15 protein-coding genes and 2 tRNA genes are annotated in these 16,607 nt (G+C 57.8%); 13 read left to right on the plus strand and 4 right to left on the minus strand.

All coding sequences use genetic code 11. The features are described from left to right. Nucleotides 1–25: 25 nt before the first annotated feature. A complete protein-coding gene (locus I6I72_RS09785; RefSeq protein WP_049145164.1) occupies nt 26–778 on the plus strand; it encodes a DsbA family protein in 753 nt (250 codons plus the stop codon). Here I6I72_RS09785 and I6I72_RS09790 read toward each other — a convergent pair. Beyond that, nucleotides 775–918 carry a hypothetical protein gene (locus I6I72_RS09790; RefSeq protein WP_160310049.1) on the minus strand — a complete coding sequence of 48 codons (144 nt, stop codon included), beginning with the start codon at nt 916–918 and terminating at the stop codon, nt 775–777. The two genes, I6I72_RS09785 and I6I72_RS09790, sit on opposite strands and share 4 nt — an antisense overlap. Before the next feature lie 17 nt (nt 919–935). Between I6I72_RS09790 and I6I72_RS09795 the strand changes: the two genes are divergently transcribed. From I6I72_RS09795 to I6I72_RS09805, 3 genes are all read left to right on the plus strand, one after another. Continuing rightward, nucleotides 936–1,008: transfer RNA gene (locus tag I6I72_RS09795), tRNA-Ala, on the plus strand. A gap of 46 nt (nt 1,009–1,054) precedes the next feature. Next, nucleotides 1,055–1,130 (plus strand) — tRNA-Ala (locus I6I72_RS09800). Nucleotides 1,131–1,297: 167 nt separating this feature from the next. Beyond that, complete coding sequence (locus I6I72_RS09805) at nt 1,298–2,032, plus strand: fructosamine kinase family protein (RefSeq protein WP_192831356.1); 735 nt, start codon at nt 1,298–1,300, stop codon at nt 2,030–2,032. On the opposite strand, the gene nadE is transcribed toward I6I72_RS09805, so the two are convergent. After that, nucleotides 2,029–2,874 (minus strand): ammonia-dependent NAD(+) synthetase, encoded by an 846-nt coding sequence (nadE, locus tag I6I72_RS09810; RefSeq protein WP_149721480.1) that lies wholly within the window; start codon nt 2,872–2,874, stop codon nt 2,029–2,031. The two genes, I6I72_RS09805 and nadE, sit on opposite strands and share 4 nt — an antisense overlap. Between nadE and I6I72_RS09815 the strand changes: the two genes are divergently transcribed. The 5 genes from I6I72_RS09815 to nrdE all read left to right on the plus strand — a co-directional run bounded on the left by I6I72_RS09815 (nt 2,873) and on the right by nrdE (nt 8,001). Further along, nucleotides 2,873–4,252, plus strand: coding sequence for a sugar porter family MFS transporter (locus tag I6I72_RS09815; RefSeq protein ID WP_049145158.1), 1,380 nt, complete (start codon nt 2,873–2,875; stop codon nt 4,250–4,252). The genes nadE and I6I72_RS09815 overlap by 2 nt on opposite strands. Nucleotides 4,253–4,377: 125 nt before the next feature. Beyond that, on the plus strand, nt 4,378–4,500 hold the full coding sequence (ykgO, locus tag I6I72_RS09820; RefSeq protein WP_003847162.1) for a type B 50S ribosomal protein L36: 123 nt from the start codon (nt 4,378–4,380) through the stop codon (nt 4,498–4,500). 509 nt (nt 4,501–5,009) lie between these two features. Beyond that, the gene (gene nrdH / locus I6I72_RS09825; protein ID WP_005531104.1) at nt 5,010–5,249 is read left to right on the plus strand and encodes a glutaredoxin-like protein NrdH; all 240 of its coding nucleotides are present in this window, start codon (nt 5,010–5,012) and stop codon (nt 5,247–5,249) included. 26 nt (nt 5,250–5,275) lie between these two features. Beyond that, nucleotides 5,276–5,707 carry a class Ib ribonucleoside-diphosphate reductase assembly flavoprotein NrdI gene (gene nrdI / locus I6I72_RS09830; protein ID WP_005531103.1) on the plus strand — a complete coding sequence of 144 codons (432 nt, stop codon included), beginning with the start codon at nt 5,276–5,278 and terminating at the stop codon, nt 5,705–5,707. Between the two features lie 131 nt (nt 5,708–5,838). Further along, entirely contained in the window at nt 5,839–8,001 is a 2,163-nt protein-coding gene (gene nrdE / locus I6I72_RS09835; RefSeq protein ID WP_005531102.1) for a class 1b ribonucleoside-diphosphate reductase subunit alpha, read from the plus strand. A gap of 105 nt (nt 8,002–8,106) precedes the next feature. Here the strand turns inward: nrdE and I6I72_RS09840 are convergent, their stop codons facing one another. Then, entirely contained in the window at nt 8,107–8,823 is a 717-nt protein-coding gene (locus I6I72_RS09840) for a FadR/GntR family transcriptional regulator (RefSeq protein ID WP_034657391.1), read from the minus strand. 378 nt (nt 8,824–9,201) lie between these two features. Between I6I72_RS09840 and nrdF the strand changes: the two genes are divergently transcribed. The 4 genes from nrdF (at nt 9,202) to I6I72_RS09860 (ending at nt 14,552) form a co-directional block, all read left to right on the plus strand. After that, on the plus strand, nt 9,202–10,191 hold the full coding sequence (nrdF, locus tag I6I72_RS09845; protein WP_005531098.1) for a class 1b ribonucleoside-diphosphate reductase subunit beta: 990 nt from the start codon (nt 9,202–9,204) through the stop codon (nt 10,189–10,191). Nucleotides 10,192–10,696: 505 nt separating this feature from the next. After that, complete coding sequence (gene ctaD / locus I6I72_RS09850) at nt 10,697–12,412, plus strand: aa3-type cytochrome oxidase subunit I (protein ID WP_005531096.1); 1,716 nt, start codon at nt 10,697–10,699, stop codon at nt 12,410–12,412. A 237-nt stretch (nt 12,413–12,649) separates the two neighbouring features. Next, the gene (gene serB, locus I6I72_RS09855) at nt 12,650–13,819 is read left to right on the plus strand and encodes a phosphoserine phosphatase SerB (protein WP_034657429.1); all 1,170 of its coding nucleotides are present in this window, start codon (nt 12,650–12,652) and stop codon (nt 13,817–13,819) included. Further along, a complete protein-coding gene (locus tag I6I72_RS09860; RefSeq protein WP_080970027.1) occupies nt 13,812–14,552 on the plus strand; it encodes an aminoacyl-tRNA hydrolase in 741 nt (246 codons plus the stop codon). The genes serB and I6I72_RS09860 overlap by 8 nt, the downstream gene beginning before the upstream one ends. Here the strand turns inward: I6I72_RS09860 and I6I72_RS09865 are convergent. Continuing rightward, entirely contained in the window at nt 14,549–16,528 is a 1,980-nt protein-coding gene (locus I6I72_RS09865; protein ID WP_049152113.1) for an ATP-dependent DNA helicase, read from the minus strand. The genes I6I72_RS09860 and I6I72_RS09865 overlap by 4 nt on opposite strands. Nucleotides 16,529–16,607: the final 79 nt, after the last annotated feature.

Below are 16,607 nucleotides of genomic sequence, written 5' to 3' on the forward strand. Positions count from 1 at the left end.
CCCATAAAGGCTAGGTTTATTCACTATGGCTTCTAAAGCTACAAAAGTTTCGGACCCTAACGCGAAGGGAAGCAGTGGCTTCCTCTGGGCAGTTGGTGTCCTCCTCGTCATCGTCGCCGTGGTCATAGGCTTCATTGTGTGGAAGGGTCAGGGTGCAAAGACCGAGGCCCTCGGCGATATGCCGACTGAAGAAACTTCCATGAACATGGAGTATGACGACAACGCGGTTGTCCTCAAGGCTGCTGACGCTAAGAAGGACGCCGTTGAGGTTGAGCTCTACGAGGACTACTCGTGCCCTCACTGCGGTGATCTTGCTATTGCGAGCGACGGCGACATGAAGACTGCCATCGAAGAGGGCAAGCTCATTGTGCATGTCCGTACCCTGAACTTCCTCGACGGTAGGGATATCGAAGGTAACACCGGTCACTCCACTAAGGCTGCCGCCGCGATGGAGCAGATTGCCAAGGCCGGTGACGTTAAGACCTACTGGAACCTCCGCAAGTACCTGATGGAAAACCAGCAGGAAGTTGCTAACCAGTGGTCCTTTGAAGACTTTGCTGATGCTGCTAAGCAGCTCGGTGCTGATGACTCCTTGGTTGACTCCATCAAGAACGTTGACATCAAGAATGGCAACAAGCTGGCCAAGTTCAACTACGACAAGCTGGAGAAGGACACCGGCTCGGTTTCCTCCCCGCGCATCATCAAGGATGGCAAGGACTTCCCAGAAGAAGGCTCCGGCAAGTCAATCATGGAGTGGGTCTCCCTGATCACTGCCTAATGTGCAGGACAATCGGCATCTAGCTGGATGCTGTTCTGCTTTTCAAATTTGCGCGCTTGAACACCAGAAATATTGTTCAAGCGCGCGATTTGGTTGGGTGAAACATTAAACGATATATTTAAACGAGTTGCAACCGTCACGGTTGTACCTCCTAAGAGGGGCTATGGCGCAGTTGGTAGCGCACCACACTGGCAGTGTGGGGGTCACGGGTTCGAATCCCGTTAGCTCCACCGCATCGCAACTACGCGAAGCAACCACAATTTAAATACCTACTCTGGGGCTATGGCGCAGCTGGTAGCGCACCACACTGGCAGTGTGGGGGTCACGGGTTCGAATCCCGTTAGCTCCACCACCTAGAGGGCAGACCGTGATGTCTGCCCTCTCTTTTTGTTTTCCCCATGGCCGAGGCGCTGCTTTGGCATTGGATCTGCGTATCTGCCAACGAAGGTGTCAGTTTCTCGTTGGTGGGGCGCTTCGTTGTCAGTTATGCAGGTTTTGGGCCTAGGTAGTCTGGGCGCCATGGATGTTTACACCAAGAAAGTGCGCACCGCCGACCAAGCTGGCGCCGAGGCCGCTGGTCTGCGGTGGCTGGCCGAAGCCCGCCCCGACGTGGTGGTAGAGGTGACGGGGGTTAGTGCGACGTCGATAAGCACGCGGCGTGTTGTGCAAGCGACGCCAACCGCGAAAGCTGCCCGTGCGTTCGGCAGGGCGCTGCGCGAGGTCCATGAAGCAGGCGCCCCGGCATTTGGTGCGCCGCCAGCGGGATGGGAAGGCAAGAACTACATCGGACGAATCGAGCAGGACTGCACGCCCACCAGCGAGTGGGGTGAGTTCTACGTGGAGCAGCGCGTTTTACCCTTTGTGGAGCGCACGGATCTGCCAGGCGACGTCGCAGACGTAGTGCGCCGGGCTGCCGACGCCGTCCGTAGCACGCAGTGGGACGTGTCCCCAGCCCGCATCCATGGCGACTTGTGGGCGGGAAACGTGCTGTTCACGGCAGATAGTGCAGTGATGATCGATCCGGCAGCGCACGGCGGTCACCCGTATACCGACCTAGCCATGCTGGAGCTTTTTGGAACGCCCTTCTACGACGACATCCTCCGCGGCTACGGTGCCGGGGACGATGTGGCGACGTGGATTCCGATGCATCAGCTGCATCCGCTGGCGGTGCACGCGCTCACCCACGGACCGGTGTATTACCGGCCATTGGGTGCGGCAGCGCAGGCTACTTTGGAAGCGCTGGGGGAGAGCTAGCGCGCCAGCGTGTGCGGGCCCCGCGGCATGATGCGCTTGTGTGCGCCGCGGTACCAGAGTTCCTCGATGCGCTGGCGTGCGGCCGCGGGAACATCTTTGCCCTCGAGGTAGTCGTCGATGTGGGGGTAGGAGACGCCGAGTGCTTCTTCGTCGGCTAACTGTGGGCGGTCTTCTTCGAGGTCAGCCGTGGGGATCTTTTTCCAGGTGGACTCAGGAGCACCCAAGTGCTGGAGCAGCAGTGCGCCCTGGCGTTTGTTGAGCCCCTCGAGTGGGAGCAGGTCGGCGGCACCGTCGCCCCACTTGGTGAAGAACGCCGTGATGTTCTCTGCAGCATGGTCGCTGCCGAGAACGAGTGCGCCGACCTCGCCGGCGATGGCATACTGCGCGGTCATGCGCACGCGAGCCTTGACGTTGCCGCGGTTAAAGTCGCCGAGGTTGAACTCGCCGTTGTCAGAGTTGCCGAGTGCAGTGGCGACGGCGTCGTCAAGCTCCTTGGTCGCAGGGGCAATGTTGACCGTAAGGCGGTGATCCGGCTGGATGAAGTCCAACGCAATTTGGGCGTCGTCCTCGTCGGCCTGCACACCGTGCGGCAGGCGCACAGCCCAGAACTGGGTTCCCTCCACGCGCGCCACAGCAAGCTGTGCCAAGCGGCCGGCCAAAGTGGAGTCTTGGCCGCCAGAAATCCCCAGCACGAAGCCCTTCGCGCCAGTCTTGCGAAGGTAGTCTGCGAGAAATTCGACGCGTGACTCCACCTCTTGTTCTGGATCGATCAAGGGCTTTGTACCCAGGTGTTTTATGATGTTTTGCTGCAGTTGCGCTCCGGTCTGTGACATGACGCCCATGGTAGCGGCCTGTAAGGATAAACGAGTGAAAAATCATTCTTTCGTCAAAGCCGTCACCACCGTTGCCGCGCTCGGTGGCTTGCTCTTCGGCTACGACACCGGCGTCATGTCCGGTGCTCTTCTGTTTATTGGCCCCGAGTTCGACATGAATTCCCACGAAGAAGGCTGGGTTACCTCCATGCTGCTCGTGGGCGCGGCTTTCGGTGCGCTCGTTGCTGGCCGCGTGGCAGATGCGTTGGGCCGCCGCAAGATGCTGATTCTCGGCGGCTGCGTCTTTGTCCTTGGCTCCATCTGGTGTGCCCTGGCCGACTCCGTATTTATGCTGGCCCTGGCGCGCGCGTTTCTAGGCGTGGCGGTCGGTGCGGTATCTATTGTCTCGCCGATGTACATTTCGGAAATCTCACCGGCGCGTGTACGCGGGCGTTTGGTCTCGCTTAATACCTTGATGATCGTGGTGGGCCAGCTGCTGGCTTACCTGGTCAATTCCGCACTGGCTGGAACCGGCTCCTGGCGCTGGATGCTAGGTCTTGCCGCAGTCCCTGGTCTGCTGCTGGCAGTGGGCATGCTCTTCCTGCCCGATACGCCGGTGTGGCTGCTGAAGAAACGCAGAGTCGATGAAGCCTGGAAGCTGGCTGCGCGCGTGGGCATCCGCGGCACGGAACTCGGCACGGGTGGGTCCGCGGATAGCGGAGCCGCTGGGGGAGCGGTTAAGCGTAGCGAGTGGCAGCGCCTGAAAGGGGAGCGTTGGCTCCAGGTCACCGTCCTGCTCGCAATGCTCATGGGGCTCACGCAGCAAATCACGGGTGTAAACGCGATTGTCTACTTTGCCCCGACCATGATGAATCAGGTGGGTATTTCCACCTCGAACGCGGTCTACACCTCGATCCTCATCGGCACCGTTTCCGTCATTGCCTGCTGGTTCGGGCTCAAGGCTGTGGACCGCATCGGGCGCAAGCGCCTGCTCATGATCGGCCTCATCGGCAATGTGGTTTCCTTGTTGGTGCTCTCTATCGCCTATCGCTTCGCCGAAGGCTCTACCACGATGGCTTTGGTTTCGCTGGCGTTCATGGCGCTATTCATTGCTTTCCAACAAGCTGCGGTCTCGCCAACGACCTGGCTGCTCATCTCGGAACTCGTACCCGTCGAGGTGCGCGGCATTGGCATGGGCATCGCGGGCCTGTCCCTGTGGGTGACTAACTGGGCGGTGGCGCAGTTCTTCCTGCCAATGGTGGACTGGTTGACTGGCCCGGTTGCTTTCATGGTCTTCGGTTTTCTTGGCATCTTGGCTATTGCCTACACCAAGCTACTCATCCCGGAAACGATGGGGCGCAGCCTCGAGGATGTGGGCGATGAGATGCAAGAGCGATACGCTAATTAATCAGTGTTTTGGTTATGGCGCGCGCGTGGGGTAATATTTTCCCTCGTGTCATGGCCGAGCATCATCTCGGTCACGCTTTAATTATTCAACCGCATGATGTTTGCGCATAACGAAAGGAGCGCCCGATGAAGGTTCGCAAGTCGCTTCGGTCGCTGAAGAAGAAGCCGGGCGCCCAGGTTATTCGCCGCCACGGTAAGGTCTTCGTGATCAACAAGAAGGATCCGCGCTTCAAGGCTCGCCAGGGCTAAGAGTAAAAGGATTTACCTTCCAGACGCCTCCCCGGGACTTCGGTCTCGATGGGAGGCGTCTTTTTGCTTTGGGCTACGTTTGGGCGGCGTTTGGGCGGCTTTTGAGCGGCGTTTGAGCACTGTGCTTGGCGACGCCTTCCTGGGGCGCCGGCGGCAAGCGGTGCAGGTGGTGCGTGAGTGGCTGGAGTGAATTATGGGTTAAAATTTAGGGGCTAATTGTGTTCTTGGTCATAGTTTTAGGTTACGGCCAGGTAAACCTGCAGGAAATCTCATCGGTGTAGTTACAGGGCTGATCGACCCTCGGGTCAACATGTGGGGTGTGGCCGGGTTGCATCCTGGGAATATCAGGCATGTAACTACTATATGTAGTGCCGTTTGCGGCTTTTGGGCACAAAGTATAGTGTCGTTGATGTTGCTCCGGAGGGCTTAGGGGAGCGCGATAAGCGCACCTGCTCGGCCAGAATCCCAGCACACTGCATACCTGAAAATCGCGTCAAAGGACTTCCCAAATGAGCATCACCCTCTACACCAAGCCAGCCTGCGTCCAGTGCAACGCAACCAAGAAGGCTCTCGACCGTGCAGGTCTCGAGTACACCTCCGTGGACGTTACCCTCGACGAGGAGGCTCGTGACTACGTGATGGCTCTCGGATACGTCCAGGCTCCAGTGGTTGAGGCTAACGGTGAGCACTGGTCCGGTTTCCGTCCAGAGCGCATCAAGGCCCTGGCTACCGTCGCTGCTTCTGCCTAAGCACCAGCTGCGCTAGGAGTTAAGCAATGCTGGTCGTGTATTTTTCCTCAGCGACGGAAAATACCCGCCGCTTTGTAGACAAACTGGGTCTGCCAAGCGCTCGCATTCCTTTGTATAAGAATGACGAGCCGCTTATCGTGAACGAGCCCTACGTCCTCGTTTGCCCCACGTACGGTGGAGGCGCTTCCATTAGCCACGAGAATTCGCGCCCGGTACCTAAGCAAGTAATTCGATTCCTAAATAATGAGCACAACCGCGGTTTGATTCGAGCCGTCATTTCTGGCGGCAACAGTAACTTTGGCGCAGACTTCGGTAAGGCGGGGGATGTCATCTCCGCAAAGTGCAAGGTCCCTTACGTCTATCGCTTCGAGCTGATGGGCTCAGATGAAGACGTAAAGATCTGCAGGGAAGGCCTCATCTCCCAGGCGGCAGCCCTCGGGCTGGACGCCGCGGCCTAAACCTTGAACAATAGGTAACTGTGAATCGAGCCAAGACGGCTCGGGCCAGTTACCTTACATATTTTCTCCACCATTTTCTCCAGCAGCGCTGCGGCGCTGTTTCACACCTCAAGAGAAAGGCTCCATCAGCCGTGACCACGCAATTGGGCAAGACCGTAGCCGAACCAGTAAAGCCAGAAGAACAGCTGGATTACCACGCGCTGAATGCATTGCTCAATCTCTATGACGAGAATGGAAAGATTCAGTTCGACAAGGATCGCGAGGCTGCGAACCAGTTCTTCCTGCAACACGTCAACCAGAACACGGTCTACTTCCACGACTTGGAAGAGAAGATGCGTTACCTGGTGGAAAACAAGTACTACGAGCCGGAGCTGCTCGAGCAGTATGACTTTGACTTCATCAAGTCCCTGTTTAAGCGCGCCTACTCCTACAAGTTCCGTTTCAAGTCCTTCCTTGGCGCGTACAAGTACTACACCTCCTACACGCTGAAGACCTTCGACGGCCGCCGTTACCTGGAGCGCTTCGAGGATCGTGTCTCCATGACTGCTTTGTTCTTGGCAGACGGTGACACCACCGTGGCTGAGCACTTGGTTGATGAAATCATGACTGGCCGTTTCCAGCCGGCCACCCCAACCTTCCTCAACGCCGGCAAGGCCCAGCGCGGCGAGCTGGTTTCCTGCTTCCTGCTGCGCATCGAGGACAACATGGAGTCCATCGGCCGTTCCATCAACTCCGCTCTGCAGCTGTCCAAGCGCGGTGGCGGCGTTGCCCTGCTGCTGTCGAATATCCGCGAGTCCGGTGCGCCGATTAAGCACATCGAGAACCAGTCCTCCGGCGTCATCCCGGTCATGAAGCTTCTGGAGGATTCCTTCTCCTACGCTAACCAGCTGGGTGCTCGCCAGGGGGCAGGTGCGGTCTACTTGAACGCCCACCACCCAGACATCATGAACTTCCTCGATACCAAGCGCGAGAACGCTGACGAGAAGATTCGCATCAAGACCCTGTCTCTCGGCGTCGTTATCCCAGATATCACCTTCGAGCTGGCCAAGAAGAACGACGATATGTACCTGTTCTCGCCATATGACGTCGAGCGCGTTTACGGCAAGGCCTTCGCTGACATCTCCATCACGGAGCATTACGAAGAGATGGTCGAGGATCCACGCATTCGCAAGAAGAAGATCAACGCCCGTCACTTCTTCCAGACCGTTGCTGAGCTGCAGTTCGAGTCCGGCTACCCGTACATCATGTTCGAGGACACCGTGAACAAGGCCAACCCGGTCAAGACCGGCTGGATTAACATGTCCAACCTGTGCTCGGAGATCCTCCAGGTTAACTCTCCGTCCGTGTTCGCCGATGACCTGAGCTACGAAACCATGGGTTCCGATATCTCCTGCAACCTAGGCTCGCTCAACATCGCGATGACCATGGACTCGCCGGACTTTGGCTTGACCGTTGAGACTGCTATCCGTGGCTTGACCGCCGTGGCAGATAAGACCGCCATCAACTCCGTGCCTTCCGTGCGTAAGGGTAACGATGACTCCCACGCCATCGGCCTTGGCCAGATGAATCTGCATGGATACTTGGGCCGCGAGCACATCGAGTACGGCTCTGAGGAAGGCTTGGACTTCACCAACGCCTACTTCGCGGCAATCATGTACGCAGCGCTGCGTGCTTCCAACAAGATCGCTCGCGAACGCGGGGAGTACTTCTCCGAGTTCCCACAGTCTGAGTACGCATCTGGCGAGTTCTTCGACCGCTACGATCCAGAAGAGTTCAAGCCACGTACCGCACGTGTGCAGGAGCTTTTCGACGCCTCCTCCATCCACACCCCAACCGCTGAGGACTGGGCGGCGCTGAAGGCGGACGTCGCCAAGCATGGCCTCTACAACCGTAACCTGCAGGCAGTGCCGCCAACGGGCTCGATTTCCTACATCAACAACTCGACCTCCTCGATCCACCCGATCGCTTCGAAGATTGAGATTCGTAAGGAAGGCAAGATCGGCCGCGTCTACTACCCGGCGCCGCACATGGATAACGACAATCTCGAATACTTCAAGGACTCCTACGAGATTGGCTACGAGAAGATCATCGACACCTACGCTGAAGCCACCAAGTACGTGGACCAAGGCCTGTCCCTGACCTTGTTCTTCAAGGACACCGCCACCACGCGTGACATCAACAAGGCGCAGATCTACGCATGGCGAAAGGGGATTAAGACCCTGTATTACATCCGCCTGCGCCAGATGGCACTGGAAGGTACCGAGATCGAGGGCTGCGTCTCCTGCATGCTCTAGAAATCGGCAGCGTCTAATCAGCAAACGAATCACGCCCCCAACCACCGTGAGTGGCTGGGGGCGTGATTTGGTCTTGTTGAGACTTTTGCGGCGAAACTATGGACTTTACGCGTTCTCGTCGACGCTAGCGCGTGCTTCGTCGAGGATGGAACGAGCAATTCGCTCGGCATCGTCAGGGCGGGAATTCTGGATCGCGTGCGCCAAGTCCTGGTGCAGATCGGAGGTACCGGCGATTGGGTTTCGCTTTTCAGAGCCGAAGACGGACTTGCCCTTGAGCATCGACAGAAGGGAAGGCGTCAAAGCGGCGAACATCTCGTTTCCTGAAGCATATAGAACCATGCTGTGGAAACGCAGGTCCGTCGCAAGCTCTTCGCCAACTCGGCGGGAAGGGTTGATCTCAAGTTCGTGGAGGCGATCTGCCAGTTCCACGATCTCTTGCTTCTCGGCCTCTGAGGCACGGGTAGCTGCCATACGAGCGGCAATAGGCTCGATGGCAAGGCGCAGTTGATTGAGGGAATCTAGCTGCTCTTGTCGGCCTTTTTCGCAGGCTAGACGCCAATTAATGATGGATTGATCGAAGACGGCCCATTCACTTAACGGCAACACAGTGATTCCAACTCGGCGAGATGAAGACACCATGCGCAGTTGCTCGAGTGCACGCATAGCCTCTCGGGCGACGGTACGGGAAATGTCGAAACGCGCGCAGATATCTTGCAGGGTAAACCGTTGTCCGGTTTCGATAGTTCCGCTAACAATTTCGGCCCCTATTTGATCGAGCACGGCGGTGAGCAGAGGAACTGGAGACTCGCTGGAATTAGCCACGGTAGGGGGCCTCCTTGTGCAGAATTTGAAAACTAAAAGCGCTTACCGGCAATTGAATGCGAAATCCATATCAAGAAAAGAATGGCCTTGAATTGGCACCCCTTCCATGAAACGTAAATACATCCTAAGGGATGCCAATGTTAACTACCCGTAAGAGCTGTAAAACTATTGAATTGCGTTCAATTTACCGCTTATTCTGGGGGTTAGGAAGCCTTCTTCTGTGGAATGGGTCGAAATGGCTGCCGAGGCGCGGTGCAGATCTGCTCAATTGCTGCTTTATGGAGCGTTGATACGGCTACCAGTGGCAATGCGTTTAGACCGTCGATTGAGTACGATTGAGCAAGTTAGAGTCCATTTAAATAAAGAGGTGGAAGCCCCTTGTCTCACGAGTATGACGAGTACATCGCAAGCCATGCGGAGCCAGTGAAAGCCATCAACTGGAACACTGTTCCGGATGACAAAGATTCTGAGGTGTGGGACCGCCTCACCGGTAATTTCTGGTTGCCTGAAAAGGTCCCAGTGTCCAATGATCTGCAGAGCTGGAAGACGCTTACCGAGCATGAGCAGCAGACCACTATGCGCGTTTTTGCTGGGCTGACCCTCCTGGACACTATCCAGGGAACCGTCGGTGCGGTTTCCTTGCTGCCTGACGCCAAGACCCCGCATGAAGAGGCGGTCTATACAAATATCGCCTTCATGGAGTCTGTGCATGCGAAGTCTTACTCCAACATCTTCATGACACTGGCCTCCACGCCAATGATCAATGATGCTTTCCGTTGGTCTGAAGAGAATGAGAATCTTCAGCGCAAGGCAAAGATCGTAATGTCTTACTACAAGGGTGCAGACCCGCTGAAGAAGAAGGTCGCCTCCACGCTGCTGGAGTCCTTCCTTTTCTACTCCGGGTTCTACCTGCCGATGTATTTCTCTTCCCGTGCGAAGCTGACCAATACCGCGGACATCATCCGCCTTATCATCCGTGACGAGGCAGTGCACGGTTACTACATTGGCTACAAGTTCCAGAATGGTTACAACGAGCTGCCGGCTGAGAAGCAGGAGGAAATTAAGGGATACACCTTTGATCTTCTCTACGAGCTCTACGACAACGAGATTGATTACACCGAGGATCTCTACGACGAGCTCGGCTGGACCGAGGATGTAAAGCGCTTCCTGCGATACAACGCCAATAAGGCGCTGAACAACCTCGGCTTTGAGGGGCTGTTCCCGGCTGACGAGACCCGCGTTTCCCCGGCCATCCTGTCTTCCCTGTCGCCGAATGCGGATGAGAACCACGACTTCTTCTCTGGCTCCGGTTCCTCCTATGTCATTGGCAAGGCTGAGGACACCACTGACGATGACTGGGATTTCTAAGAACTAGGAACCTCAAAGGGAAGTGGACGGCTTTATGAGCCGTCCACTTCTTTGGTTTTCGGGTGAATAAAATACTGAATAAAAGGTGGAATAGTTCACTGAAGTATTCTCTTTTATGCGGAAATCCCATTGGGCGCACCTATAACAGGTGAATTAGGCGAGCGGGAGGGACTCGCGGCGCCGCCCGCGAATCAACCTTAAGGATGATTACCTTAGGGGGTGTGTTTTCTCCTTCTGGCTCAAAGGTCCGAATAAAACTTGTGGCGAGGATCACGTGCTTTGAGGTGAGTTTTTGAGCTTATTGCAGAAACGCAGCCCGCGTGCTGGGGGTTCTTTAGTTGGGGTGCCTAAAAACGGGGTTAACTAGCTTTGATGGGCATTGGGGAAAGCTGGAAATTTCACAGGTGAGTCCCCTAATATAAGTCGAGTAAACCTAGGTGTTGTGCCGACAGGTCCATTTAACCGGAGCTGGCGTGCATAACACTTGTTCTTCAGGAGGAATTAAATGACCGCTGTGGCGCCAAGGCTCGACGATTACGTCGCGCCAACTCGTCCAGAGCCGACTGGCAATGCCAAGACCGGCTCTAAGGCTTGGGTAATGCTCACCACCACCGACCACAAGCAGCTGGGCATCATGTACTTGATCATGTCCTTCAGCTTCTTCTTCCTCGGTGGCTTCATGGCCCTGCTGATTCGTGCTGAGCTCTTCAGCCCGGGTCTGCAGTTCCTGTCCAACGAGCAGTTCAACCAGCTGTTTACCATGCACGGCACCGTGATGCTGCTGCTGTTTGCTACCCCGGTTGTCTGGGGCTTCGCTAACTACATCCTGCCGCTCCAGATTGGTGCACCTGACGTGGCCTTCCCGCGTTTGAACGCATTCGGCTTCTGGATCACCCTGACCGGCGGTATCGTCATGCTGCTCGGTTTCGCTACCCCAGGTGGTGCTGCTGACTTCGGTTGGACCATGTACGTCCCGCTCGCTGACTCTGTCCACACCCCGGGTATCGGTGCTGACATGTGGATCGTCGGCGTCGGTGCAACCGGTGTCGGTACCATTGCTTCCGCAGTCAACATGATCACCACCATCCTCACCCTGCGTGCGCCAGGTATGACCATGTTCCGTCTGCCGGTATTCACCTGGTGTATCTTCACCGCTTCCGTCATCGCCCTGATGATCTTCCCGCTGCTGACCGCAGGTGCACTTGGTGTGCTCTACGACCGTAAGCTTGGCGGCCACATTTACGACTCCGGCAACGGCGGCGCGATCCTGTGGCAACACCTCTTCTGGTTCTTTGGCCACCCTGAGGTTTACGTCCTGGCACTGCCATTCTTCGGCGTTATTTCTGAGGTCATTCCGGTCTTCTCCCGTAAGCCAGTCTTTGGCTACATCGGCTTGGTCTTCGCGGTTCTGGCTATCGGCTCCCTGTCCATGGCTGTGTGGGCACACCACATGTTCGTTACCGGCGCTGTCCTGCTGCCGTTCTTCTCCTTTATGACCTTCCTCATCGCCGTTCCTACCGGCGTTAAGTTCTTCAACTGGGTTGGCACCATGTGGAAGGGCCACATCACCTGGGATACCCCGATGATTTGGGCAATGGGTTTCCTGTCCACCTTCCTCTTCGGCGGCATGACCGGCGTTATGCTCGCTTCCCCGGCACTTGACTTCCACTTGGCAGAGTCCTACTTCCTGATTGCTCACTTCCACTACACCCTGTTCGGTACGGTTGTGTTCTCCGCTTTCGCAGGCCTCTACTTCTGGTTCCCGAAGATGACCGGCCGTATGCTCGACGAGCGTCTTGGCAAGATTCACTTCTGGCTGACCTTCATCGGCTTCCACGGCACCTTCCTGGTCCAGCACTGGGTGGGCAACATGGGTATGCCACGTCGATACGCTGACTACCTTGAGTCCGACGGCTTCACCGTTTACAACCAGATCTCCACGATCTTCTCCTTCGTTCTCGGTGCTTCCGTTATCCCGCTGGTTTGGAACGTCTTCAAGTCTTGGCGCTACGGCGAGATCGTCACCGTCGACGACCCATGGGGCTACGGTAACTCCCTCGAGTGGGCTACCTCCTGCCCGCCGCCACGCCACAACTTCGTTTCCCTGCCGCGCATCCGTTCTGAGCGTCCGGCATTCGAGCTGCACTACCCACACATGGTTAAGCGCATGCGCGAGGAAGCACACTACGGCCACACTACAAAGGATTCCGGTGCTCACTAAAGCTATAGGCTGAGACACCTAACTCCTGGCAAGCCGCCTCCCCAAAAGCACCACGCGGTGCACTGGGGAGGCGGTTTTGTGATCTCTCCCGAACAAGTGGGCTTAGTTGAGTAACAGAACAGGCCGAATAGCCCCAATTCTTTCCAAAAATATGTCTTGACGTGCGATACTGTGCACGTGGAAAACCAAACTGAAAACAATGTCACGCACGCACAGGCTCCTGAACCGGCCACCAACCTGGATACCTTTGCCGTCATTACGACCTCGGGGCCAGATAAGCCGGGCGTGTCTGCGGCATTCTTTCGAGTGCTGTCGTCGCACAATATCGAACTGGTCGACGTCGAACAAGCGATCTTCTCTGGCCGCATTTCGCTCGCAGCTTACGTGCGCCTCGATAGCGCGCGTCTAGAGCAACTAGAGCAGGGACTGCGCAATACCCTGAGCATCTACAACCAAGTCATCAGTCTCGATATCAAAGCGGATGAAACGACTTCCCGCGCGCGTTCGACCCACTCGGTTGTCATCCTGGGGGAAAGCGTCACAGCGCGCACGATGTCGGCAGTCGCACAGGAGCTAGCAAACTTCGACGCCAACATTGATCGCATCCGCGGCTTGTCTACCTATCCGCTGATGGGCTTCGAGCTCTTTATCAGTCTGCAGGGCTCTGGGGACCCCGTGCGTTCCGCGCTGGCGCAGCTATCGAAGGAACTCGGCGTCGACATCGCAATTGAGCGTGCCGGCCTTCAGCGCCGCGCTAAGCGTCTCGTTTGCTTTGACTGCGACTCCACCCTTATCACCGGCGAGGTCATCGAGATGCTTGCCGCACACGCGGGTAAGGAAGCAGAGGTCGCTGCCGTAACCGAGCGTGCCATGCGCGGCGAGCTCGACTTTGAAGAATCTCTTCGTGAACGTGTTGCCACTTTGGCTGGGTTGGACGCTAGCGTCATCGACGAGGTGGCCGCGCAAATTCAGCTTACGCCGGGTGCTCGCACCACAGTGCGCACTCTCAACCGCATGGGATACCGCACGGCGGTCGTCTCTGGCGGCTTCATCCAAGTGCTTGAAGACTTGGCAGCGGACCTGCAGTTGGATTACGTCCGTGCCAACACGCTCGAGATCGTCGACGGCAAGCTCACCGGCCGCGTCATAGGCAAGGTCGTTGACCGCAAGGCCAAAGAGGAGTTCTTGCGCGAGTTCGCTGCAGACTCAGGTTTGCGCATGAGTCAGACCGTTGCGGTGGGCGATGGCGCTAACGATATCGACATGATTAGTGCCGCTGGCTTGGGAATTGCCTTCAACGCAAAGCCAGCGCTGCGCGAGGTCGCGGATGCGTCAGTCAGCCATCCATACATGGATGAAATCCTGCAGATTCTCGGAATCCCAGCTGAGGAGGTCGTCAGTGAGTGACCCCGAGTTACTGCGGGTAGCCCACGAGCGGCTGGTGCGAGCTTGCGATGATCGGAGCTGGCGAGAAGACCCTGAGGATCCCGATCGCCCTGAGACCATCCAGGCCATGCAGCTGGCGCTGAACCTGCCGAAGGAGGATACGCCTGCACGCTCGGTGGTCCTAGAGTCCGCCGCGCGTGCCGTCGTGGCGCTGTGCTTAGACGACCGCGCCGGCCAGGACTCAGCCTTTGCCGCAGCACTGGCGCAGTGGTACGGCCATCGTATCCGCAAGGTAGCGCGTCGCGCGCGTAACAAGGCATGGACGGACGTTCAAACGGTCCCCGGTGTCACCGTAGATAATATCGCCCGCGCCTTCGTACCATCGGCGGTCTCCGAGGTAGATCCGCTCGTGCGCAAGCTCCAGATCGGGCACACCGATCTGGAAAAGGATGAGCCAGGAGCCCCGCTTGGCGACGCTCCGGTAATCTACGTCGATTCGAGCCTTGAGATGAGCGCAGGAAAAGCCGCGGCCCAGGTGGGCCACGGCTCCATGTTGTTGGCTGCGAAGATGAGCTTCGAGGAAGTTAAGCGATGGGCAGCACGCGACTTCGTGCTGTCTGTGCGCGAGATCGACTCTGAGGGCTTCCTCCGTGCGTGCGCAGCGCCTGGGGCAGTCGTGGTGCGTGACGCCGGATTCACCGAAGTTGCACCCGACTCAGCTACGGTCTGCGCGTTGCGCGCGCCGCTGAGCTAGCGGTCCGTAACGAGGCGCTGCAATGCCCCCTGGACCACCGTGGAGTCGGTGGTCTGCCAGAACTGCGGCATCGATGCCTTGAGGAACCCACCGTAGCGTTTGGTTTCGAGGCGGTTATCGAGGACTGCGACGACGCCACGATCAGTAACTGAACGCAGCAATCGCCCAGCCCCCTGTGCCATGAGGAGTGCCGCATGGGTTGCGGAGACCTCCATGAAGCCGTTGCGTCCAGCGGCCTGGGCGGCTTCGGTGCGCGCCTGCATGAGGGGATTGTCCGGGCGGGGAAACGGGATTCGGTCGATGAGGACCAAAGAGCAGGCGGGGCCGGGCACGTCGACGCCCTGCCACAAGGTGAGGGTGCCAAAGAGGCAAGAATTCTCGTTCTTAGAGAAACGCTCCACCAGCGCGCCGATTGAGTCCTCGCCTTGGACGAAGACGTCGAAAGGCAGCTTTGGTTTGAGCTCTAGCGCAGCCTGCTCGGCAGCACGACGCGAGGAGAACAACCCTAGCGTGCGCCCGCCGGCGGCCATGATGAGCTCGCGCATCTCCTCGATGGTCTCCGGTGCAAGGCCATCGCGGCCGGGCTGTGGCAGATGCTTGGCCACGTAGAGAATGCCCTTCTTAGCAGGATCGAAAGGATAACCCACGTCGAGTGAGTCCCAGGTTCCCTTCGGCATACCCCACTGCGCGGCCATAGCATCGAAGCGCCCGCCGAGCGCCAAGGTCGCGGAGGTAAGCACCACGGTCTGTTCGCCGAAGAGCTTCTCGTGCAACATGCCGGCGATGGAAAGCGGTGCCACGGCAAGGGTGTCGGTGAAGCTGCGTTCGTCGCGCTCGAGCCAAACCACGTCTTCGTGGGCCGAGGGGTCCCCGGTGGCAAAGACGTCAAGGATGCGGGCTACAGCCTCGGCCATGGTGGCGAGGTGGTTGGCCAAGTTCTGGCGCTCAGCAAACTTCTCCGGATCATTGGCCTGCTCGCCTTCGGGAGTCCGGGCAATTGCCTCGCGGCATTCGCGCAGGGTGTCGCCTAAGGCAGTGAGCTGAGACTTGGCGTTGTCCGGCATGTCTGTCCAGCGGCCAGGCCCGAATTCGCTGAGGAGGATGGTGAATTCATCGGCGAGTTCCGCCAAGCGCTGGTCTTTGCCGTTCGCGCCCAGGCTCTTGGCACGGTTGGCAGCCATCTTGATGGCGCGGGAGGTGATCTCTGCGGTGGACACCGAGGTGATTCGGCCATCGAGCTCGTGGGCCTCGTCCACGATTACTACCTCGTGCTCGGGAAGCACGTTGACGTCAGAGACGGCGTCGATTGCCAGTAGCGCGTGGTTGGTCACCACGACGTTGACGTCCGCGGCCTTGCGGCGAGCCAGTTCGGCGAAGCACTCCTCTCCGTGAGGGCAACGCGTGGCACCGAGACACTCCGCGGAAGTTACCGATACCTGGCGCCACGCCAAGTCCGGAACACCTTGGTCCAGATCGTCGCGGTCGCCAGTCTCGGTCTCATCAGCCCAGTCGTAGAGCCGCTTGATGTGGCGGCCTAGACGTGAGACTTCGTGCTCTTCGAGCAGTTCGCCTTGTTCCTCAGCGAGCTCGTCGGCGCGTGCCACTTTGTTGAGGCACAGGTAGTTGGAGCGTCCCTTCATGATTGCGAAGGTGGGCTTGGACTCCATGACGGGCTCGAGAGCGTCGACAAGCCGCGGCAAATCGCGCTCGACCAGCTGACGCTGCAGTGCCAGTGTCGCTGTCGAGACGATGACGGTGTGCCCGGTGTTTTGGGCGTGACGAATAGCGGGCACCAAGTAAGCAAGGGACTTACCAGTACCGGTGCCGGCCTGGACGGCTAAGTGACGCTCGGATTCCAGGGCCTTGGTGACGGCGTTAGCCATTTTCAGCTGCCCCTCGCGACGCGCGCCGCCGAGGGATTCAACGGCGGCGTCGAGAAGCGTCTCAGTGCTTTGGTTTAAAGGCTCGTCACTCACTCGGTCGAGTCTAGCGCAGCCGCAGAATCTTTCAGGAAGCCTGCAAGCCCCAGGCTCTTCCAGGTAACTTTCGTGACCA

The organism is Corynebacterium striatum, assembly GCF_016728105.1.
GTDB classification, from domain to species: Bacteria; Actinomycetota; Actinomycetes; order Mycobacteriales; family Mycobacteriaceae; genus Corynebacterium; species Corynebacterium striatum.